This is a genomic window from Bacillus sp. MMSF_3353 (genome assembly GCF_030733445.1).
In the GTDB taxonomy this organism is placed as follows: Bacteria; Bacillota; Bacilli; order Bacillales; family Bacillaceae_G; genus Bacillus_A; species Bacillus_A wiedmannii.
Genome location: NZ_JASHJA010000074.1, coordinates 1 through 4904 on the forward strand (window position 1 = coordinate 1; position 4904 = coordinate 4904).

Consider the following 4904-nt stretch of genomic DNA (forward strand, 5'->3'; position numbering starts at 1 on the left):
AGTATAGATTTAAAAGTAAACATACCTAATCCCCCTATACAAAACTGTAAGAGTATCGTCAACCTTTTAATATTATATTTATATAAAATTTACCCTTTCTTGAAAACATACTATACTATAAAATTAAATTAACAAATATTATTTAATGGAGGTTCATAATGAATAAAACCGAACTAATTAACCAAGTATCCGAGAAAACATCACTTACTAAAAAAGATGCTACCGCATCTGTACAAGCTATCCTAGATCAAATTACACAATCTCTTCAAAAAGAGGAATCCGTACAGTTAATTGGATTTGGTACATTTGAAGTACGTGAGCGTTCTGCACGTACTGGGCGCAATCCCCAAACGGGCGAAGAAATGCATATCCCAGGAGGAAAAGTACCTGCATTTAAAACTGGTAAAGCTTTAAAAGAGGCTGTTAAATAAGGATTAAATTATCTATCTAAAAAGGAATGGAGATTTTTATCTCCATTCCTTTTTAGATTAATCATATATTTTTTCGGAAAATAATTAACTAGTTTTTTATCATTTTCACGATTTCCATACCCTGCAAACTCTTCTAATCATAGAATTTGTTTTTTAGATGCTAGACGCATCTTTTACTGCTAATTTTTTCTTACTTAAATAAACAGCCCGATCTGATTTTTTTGCAACTTTCTGTGAATGCGTCACAACAATTACACATTTATTCTCTTGATGGGCGAGCTCCTGGAACAACTCAATAATTTCATTTGCTGTTTCTCCATCAAGGTTTCCAGTTGGTTCATCGGCAATCAGTAAATCTACATTGCAAGATAGTGCTCGAGCAATTGCTACACGTTGTTGTTGCCCGCCACTTAGTTGCAAGACATTTCGTTTCGCCTCTACTTCTGTAAGTCCTACCTTCTCTAATAATTCTAATGCTCTTGCTTTTTTATTCTGTACCTTCACACCTGTAATTTCCATGGCTGTTAGTACATTTTGAAGAGCAGTCATATAGGTAATTAAGTTATATGCTTGGAAAATCACGGATACATATTGATTACGGTATCGATCCAAACCAATTTTTCGAATGTCCTTGCCTTTATACAGTACATGACCATTTTTAGGTATATCTAGCCCACAACCTAAGCTAAGCGTTGTGGTTTTACCAGATCCAGATGGCCCTAAAATCGTGTAAAAGTGCCCTTTTTGAAAAGAAAAATTAACATTATCTAGTATCGTTACTTTTTTTCCGTTACTTTCATAATAATAATTTAAGTTTTTAAATTGTAAAATCGTCTCCATATTGGGCCTCCTTATTCATCTTTTAAAAGAATTTGTTTTGGATTTAAACGTAGAATAGATAATGCAGGAAGAAGCGTTGCTAATATTGCAATAGCTAGTCCAATTCCCCCCATTTTTCCTAAATCCTCTCCTGTTACACTTACATCAATTTTATCAATTGGATCTTCTTTTTCATTTGGCATCTTACCATTAGCTTCAATTATCATTGATACCCCATTTTTTGAATCATCTTTTTCTTCGCTTGCTGTAGCAATTTCATTAGAGAGTAAATTATTTCCTATTAACTGAGACACTTTAGATCCTGTTGTGACAGATAATCCAAACGCTAATACAGCAACACATACTACTTCTACTACTAACTGGGCCATTAGTTTCCATTTTTTCTCCCCAATGGACAATAAGATACCCATTTCCTTACGACGCCCTTTAATTGATAACATAATGATTAATCCTAAGATAATAGCACCCGCAATAGATACAATATAGATAATCATTTGTGAAGTAGAGGCGATGTTTTCAATTGGGCCAACCATTTGTTTATATACTTCGTCATGTGCATCTAACTTGAATACTTCAAAATCAAGACCTGATTTCTTTGCTTCTTCTTTAAATGCATCAATAAATAATGGGTCTTTTAAAGAATATACCGCTTGAAGTGAAGTAGCATCAGGACTACCTGCTTTTGCCTTCTCGTTCTTTCCCCCCGCGTTCTTTTGAGCGGCTTTATAGGTAGTATATATGTTGTTAGCTGGTTCTAACATAGCGTCACCCAAATTAGCTAAAATCCCTTCCAATTTTCGACTTGTTTCATAAATCCCAATAATCTCGTATTCCAGTGTAGTTTTGGAATCACTTCCTTTTACTTTAATTTTATCTCCGACTTTTAGGTTGTTTTCAGCGGCTAATCTTTTTTCAATAACAGCAACATCTTTATCGACTACATCCTTTGTAATTGGTTTGCCATCCACGATTTTACTTTCTCCACTTTTAAATGTGTCCAGTAAACTCATTTCTCTAACACCATATATACTTAGGGTCGGAATGTCTCCTTCTCCTGCCATCTTAGTAAATGAAGAATTGTTCTCTTTATTAGCTGGTTCAATATGTTTAAATCCATCGGGAGTACCATTACTTGTGAACAAGTAATTATAATTTTTAACATACTTTGATTTTGCTAATTTACCGGCTAATTGGTCAGTAAGAGGAGTAAATTTATCTCCCTGCCCACTCTCTAGTAGCTTCATTACATCAGGAGCTAGATCAACCTCTGCCCCCAATTTTTTTCTTGCAGCATCCGCTGCTTTTTGAGTTGCGTTTTGGACTGTGAAGCCTGCTAATACTAAATTGACAACAATTAAGAAAACTGCCATCAAAATAAATGTTGTTCCTTTTCGTTGTTTCATACTGAGAATTGCTCGTTTTATAAAATTCATTATTTCTACCTCCTTGATACCTTGTATTCTATATAGGCTATCTAGAGTTTATATGAAGATATTCAGTAGTTTATCTAAAGATATCAGGGGGTTATCTGGAGTTTATTTGGAGTTATTCATTGACCTGTTCAACAAAAGTTGGAACACAAGTTAGCATATGCAATCGATTTTGAATATTGGTAAGGAGTCAGTCCATTTAATGTGGAATGAGGACGAACGGAATGATAGTACATATAAATAAATTCAGCCACCAAATGATTAACTTGAGGATGGGAAACAAATATGGGATAAGTTTTTTTATATAATATATGGCCCATACTGTACAGGATGAGAAACTGTAGCTGGAAAATGAGCTTCTTGCATGGAAAAACAATGTGGGCATTCTTTTTGCTTCATCACATGTACCACCTCTGATATATCTAGTACTCACACAAAAAGCACATATTAAAACTAGTAAAATAGAAAAAACCACCGAAAGGTGGCTGTATTTTTAAGCGGTACGTGTTTGATCCGTTAATTTCACGTTTTTTGTTAGTTTTTCACCATTTCGATAAACGGTTACTTTAATTGTATCCCCCAATTTTTTCTTTTCATATAAATATTTACGGAATTGAACGACATTTTCTATTTTTTGTTCATCCAATGCAATCACAACATCATACTGTTGTAATCCGCCTTTTTCTGCTGGTGATTGACTTGAGATATTCCCCAACATGGCACCACTTGTTATCTCTTTTGGTAATTTTAATTGATTACGTGCAGAATCTGTTATTTTCTCAATATCCAATAACTGTACACCCATCATTGGGCGTTTAACTGTTCCCTCTTTTTCAAGAGACTCTAGGGTTGTTTTGGCTATATGAATCGGGATTGCAAATCCAATTCCTTCCACTGCTTGTTGTGCGATTTTACTCGAATTAATTCCAATGACTTCACCCTGTTCATTAAACAAAGCTCCTCCACTATTCCCAGGATTAATAGCTGCATCTGTTTGAATGACCTGTGCTTGCCAATCCACTTGTTGATTTACAAGGGTACTAACAGGTATTTCTCGTTCCTTGCTACTAATAATCCCCTTTGTTACACTCCCTTCAAGCCCTAATGGATTTCCAATGGCTATCACAGTTTCCCCTGTACGAATTTTTTCTGAGTCTCCAAGTGTTGCGACTCTATTTACATCTGTACCGTCAATTTCTAATACAGCTAAATCTAATAAGGAATCTGTTCCTACTACTTTAGCGGTCACCTTTTTACCGTTATTCAATTTCACTTCTATTTTATTCGCACCGTCTATCACATGATTATTTGTAACAATCAAAGCCTTATTACCTGTTTTTTTATATATGACTCCTGACCCTGAACCAGCTTCTTCTGATTGTGCTTGCATATTAAATGGATCTGTATTTTTTTTATAGTTAATGACACCTACTACAACTTCTTTTGCAGATTCAATCATATTTTGAGGATTGCTCACATCTTCTGGTTTATAAGAGATCGGCGTAGCCTGATTTACTTCGTTATGCTTAGGAGATTGACCTGCACTTCCTTTAATTTCATTTATATAAGGGGTGGCCAATCCAATGGTAATTGCACCAATCACTGCACCAATTATTCCTGTGAAAAAATACCCTGTTTTTTTATTGGCTTTATTCCTATTGCTTTCTGTTTGATTTGTATCATAGTGTCCCATTGTGAACATCCCTTTCTCCTTTAATTTACAATTGAATATTTTTGTCTTCATATTTGAAATACGATGTATGAATGTAATATATAGGAATCACCATTTCAAAAAAAGAAAATTTTACCTTTAGGCATGGTTTAGACATAAATCAACTGTTTTTTCGTAGGGGTAACATTACATTTGAATTATTCTACAAATATATATAACGATATCCACACCTACTCCGGGCTTCTCTCTAAAAAAAGAGCCTATTCGGCTCTCAACAAATAGAGTATTCAATGTACATAGTAGCATGCATGTTTATACAGGTGTTTTGCAAAAAGTGGAAACAAGGGACAATAAACATCCATTAGCTTATTTATTCTTTTGTTATAACCTTAGAGCCTAGCATTCTCGTGAGAATGGATGGTAATAGGTTTGTGTGTAAATAAGAAGGAAGGGGTAAAATTTGATAGATTGTGTAAGTCGTCAACATCATGTATCATTCCTTTCTATTTGGTACATGTATCATACAAACTT

General features: G+C 34.4%; 4 protein-coding genes. 1 reads left to right on the forward strand and 3 read right to left on the reverse strand.

Translation table 11 applies throughout. From position 1 onward, the window contains the following. Positions 1 to 158 precede the first annotated feature (158 nt). Positions 159 to 431, forward strand: coding sequence for an HU family DNA-binding protein (locus RBB48_RS31390; RefSeq protein WP_306008840.1), 273 nt, complete (start codon positions 159 to 161; stop codon positions 429 to 431). 153 nt (positions 432 to 584) lie between these two features. Here the strand turns inward: RBB48_RS31390 and RBB48_RS31395 are convergent, their stop codons facing one another. From RBB48_RS31395 to RBB48_RS31405, 3 genes are all read right to left on the reverse strand, one after another. Next, on the reverse strand, positions 585 to 1271 hold the full coding sequence (locus tag RBB48_RS31395; RefSeq protein ID WP_306008841.1) for an ABC transporter ATP-binding protein: 687 nt from the start codon (positions 1269 to 1271) through the stop codon (positions 585 to 587). A gap of 11 nt (positions 1272 to 1282) precedes the next feature. Continuing rightward, positions 1283 to 2704, reverse strand: a complete 1422-nt coding sequence (locus tag RBB48_RS31400) for an ABC transporter permease (protein ID WP_306008842.1) — start codon at positions 2702 to 2704, stop codon at positions 1283 to 1285. 490 nt (positions 2705 to 3194) lie between these two features. After that, positions 3195 to 4403 (reverse strand): S1C family serine protease, encoded by a 1209-nt coding sequence (locus RBB48_RS31405; RefSeq protein WP_306008843.1) that lies wholly within the window; start codon positions 4401 to 4403, stop codon positions 3195 to 3197. Positions 4404 to 4904: the final 501 nt, after the last annotated feature.

What these genes read in the sequence shown, in the direction of transcription:
- RBB48_RS31390 (WP_306008840.1), top strand. Translation starts at nt 159, where the DNA reads ATGAATAAAACCGAACTAATTAACCAAGTATCCGAGAAAACATCACTT.
- RBB48_RS31395 (WP_306008841.1), bottom strand. Translation starts at nt 1,271, where the DNA reads ATGGAGACGATTTTACAATTTAAAAACTTAAATTATTATTATGAAAGT.
- RBB48_RS31400 (WP_306008842.1), bottom strand. Translation starts at nt 2,704, where the DNA reads ATGAATTTTATAAAACGAGCAATTCTCAGTATGAAACAACGAAAAGGA.
- RBB48_RS31405 (WP_306008843.1), bottom strand. Translation starts at nt 4,403, where the DNA reads ATGTTCACAATGGGACACTATGATACAAATCAAACAGAAAGCAATAGG.